Annotated in this window: 2 tRNA genes and 2 rRNA genes (1 of these 4 cut by a window edge); all 4 read right to left on the bottom strand. The window is 57.0% G+C overall.

The features are described 5' to 3' along the window. Positions 1-72: ribosomal RNA gene (locus ACUXUR_RS26580) — 23S ribosomal RNA — on the bottom strand; it reaches 2,739 nt to the left of the window's first position. A 282-nt stretch (positions 73-354) separates the two neighbouring features. Then, a tRNA-Ala gene (locus tag ACUXUR_RS26575) sits at positions 355-430 on the bottom strand. A gap of 138 nt (positions 431-568) precedes the next feature. Further along, positions 569-645 (bottom strand) — tRNA-Ile (locus ACUXUR_RS26570). 179 nt (positions 646-824) lie between these two features. Beyond that, positions 825-2,311, bottom strand: a 16S ribosomal RNA gene (locus tag ACUXUR_RS26565). Together the 16S and 23S rRNA genes with 2 tRNA genes alongside form the textbook arrangement of a ribosomal RNA operon. Between the last annotated feature and the right edge of the window lie 189 nt (positions 2,312-2,500).

The following is a 2,500-nucleotide window of genomic DNA, read 5'->3' as shown; positions in this document are numbered from 1 at the left end:
TCGCAGCGTACCACGTCCTTCATCGCCTCTCAGCGCCAAGGCATCCACCAGATGCTCTTACGACACTTGATTACTCTCATGATCAATGTCCGCTCGGCAAAGACCGGACATGATCTAAAAGAAAGACCTGACCTCGCATTTCTGCGAAGTCATATTTTTGCTTGCCAGGCATATCCGGCGCACACGGCTGCGGGCCGTGGCTGGTTCGCGGAACTAGGAAGTCCGCTTGCCGAATATGCCGCCTCTTTACGATTTCAAACATCCGCGCCGCCCACACGAGAGGGGAGGCGCGAACCTCAATAAGATCCAGAGCGCAAGCGCGCTCGATGGACACCGGATCGGATCAAAGGATAATGGTGGAGCCTGTCGGGATCGAACCGACGACCTGAAGCTTGCAAAGCTACCGCTCTCCCAGCTGAGCTAAGGCCCCTTGGCGAAGCCAAGGTTTTGTCTTGGCCTCAAACGCCGGCGGCAACGTCCGTTGCCTTGGCTGTCCGCGCCATCGGGCGCGGCGGCCGGTCGGCCTTGCCTCAGCCTGCAGGCTTCGGTTGAAGCGCGCCAACGATAATGGTGGGCCTGGGACGACTCGAACGTCCGACCTCACCCTTATCAGGGGTGCGCTCTAACCACCTGAGCTACAGGCCCGAACCGCATCCCAAACTGCGCACGAGCCCGAAAGCGCCTGCCAGCCTGATCACTGTATCCGGAGAAGAAAGAGAAACGAAGACGGCAGCGTCCCGCATAACAGGGTCTGACTGACCCTTATTGTTCCAAGAGATCCGATAGAGAGGGCGAGATGCCTTCTCGTAAGAGATCATCCTTAGAAAGGAGGTGATCCAGCCGCAGGTTCCCCTACGGCTACCTTGTTACGACTTCACCCCAGTCGCTGACCCTACCGTGGTCGCCTGCCTCCTTGCGGTTGGCGCAGCGCCGTCGGGTAAGACCAACTCCCATGGTGTGACGGGCGGTGTGTACAAGGCCCGGGAACGTATTCACCGTGGCGTTCTGATCCACGATTACTAGCGATTCCGCCTTCATGCACTCGAGTTGCAGAGTGCAATCTGAACTGAGACGGCTTTTTGGGATTAGCGCACCCTCGCGGGGTAGCTGCCCATTGTCACCGCCATTGTAGCACGTGTGTAGCCCAGCCCGTAAGGGCCATGAGGACTTGACGTCATCCCCACCTTCCTCGCGGCTTATCACCGGCAGTCCCCCTAGAGTGCCCAACTCAATGATGGCAACTAGGGGCGAGGGTTGCGCTCGTTGCGGGACTTAACCCAACATCTCACGACACGAGCTGACGACAGCCATGCAGCACCTGTGTTCCGGCCAGCCGAACTGAAGGAGAATGTCTCCACTCCCCATACCGGACATGTCAAAGGCTGGTAAGGTTCTGCGCGTTGCTTCGAATTAAACCACATGCTCCACCGCTTGTGCGGGCCCCCGTCAATTCCTTTGAGTTTTAATCTTGCGACCGTACTCCCCAGGCGGAATGCTTAAAGCGTTAGCTGCGCCACTGACGAGCAAGCTCGCCAACGGCTGGCATTCATCGTTTACGGCGTGGACTACCAGGGTATCTAATCCTGTTTGCTCCCCACGCTTTCGCGCCTCAGCGTCAGAACCGGACCAGTAAGCCGCCTTCGCCACTGGTGTTCTTGCGAATATCTACGAATTTCACCTCTACACTCGCAGTTCCACTTACCTCTTCCGGTCTCAAGCCATGCAGTATCGAAGGCAATTCTGTGGTTGAGCCACAGGCTTTCACCCCCGACTTACAAAGCCGCCTACGCGCCCTTTACGCCCAGTGATTCCGAACAACGCTAGCCCCCTTCGTATTACCGCGGCTGCTGGCACGAAGTTAGCCGGGGCTTCTTCTGCGGGTACCGTCATTATCGTCCCCGCCGAAAGAGCTTTACAACCCTAAGGCCGTCATCACTCACGCGGCATGGCTGGATCAGGCTTGCGCCCATTGTCCAATATTCCCCACTGCTGCCTCCCGTAGGAGTTTGGGCCGTGTCTCAGTCCCAATGTGGCTGATCATCCTCTCAGACCAGCTACTGATCGTCGCCTTGGTGAGCCATTACCTCACCAACCAGCTAATCAGACGCGGGCCGATCCTTCAGCGATAAATCTTTCCCCGTTAGGGCGTATCCGGTATTAGCCCAAGTTTCCCTGGGTTATTCCGAACTGAAGGGCACGTTCCCACGCGTTACTCACCCGTCTGCCACTCCCCCCGAAGGGGGCGTTCGACTTGCATGTGTTAAGCCTGCCGCCAGCGTTCGTTCTGAGCCAGGATCAAACTCTCAAGTTTCAAGAGAATTCGATCTCGACTGTCACTACACTTAAATTGACAGAGTCCATCTCACTCCAGCCCCGAAGGACCGAAGCGGTGTACTCACCAAAGCATAGTCAGGTCGATGTCTATTCATGATCGTCACAGGACGATCCGCAAGGACACCGCCGCCTACGCTTCTCTTTCTTTCTTCACTTGTCAAAGAGC

It is taken from the genome of Microvirga medicaginis, assembly GCF_052658925.1.
Note: the sequence above shows the minus strand (reverse complement) of the source record. Positions and strands in the feature narration are given on the sequence as shown.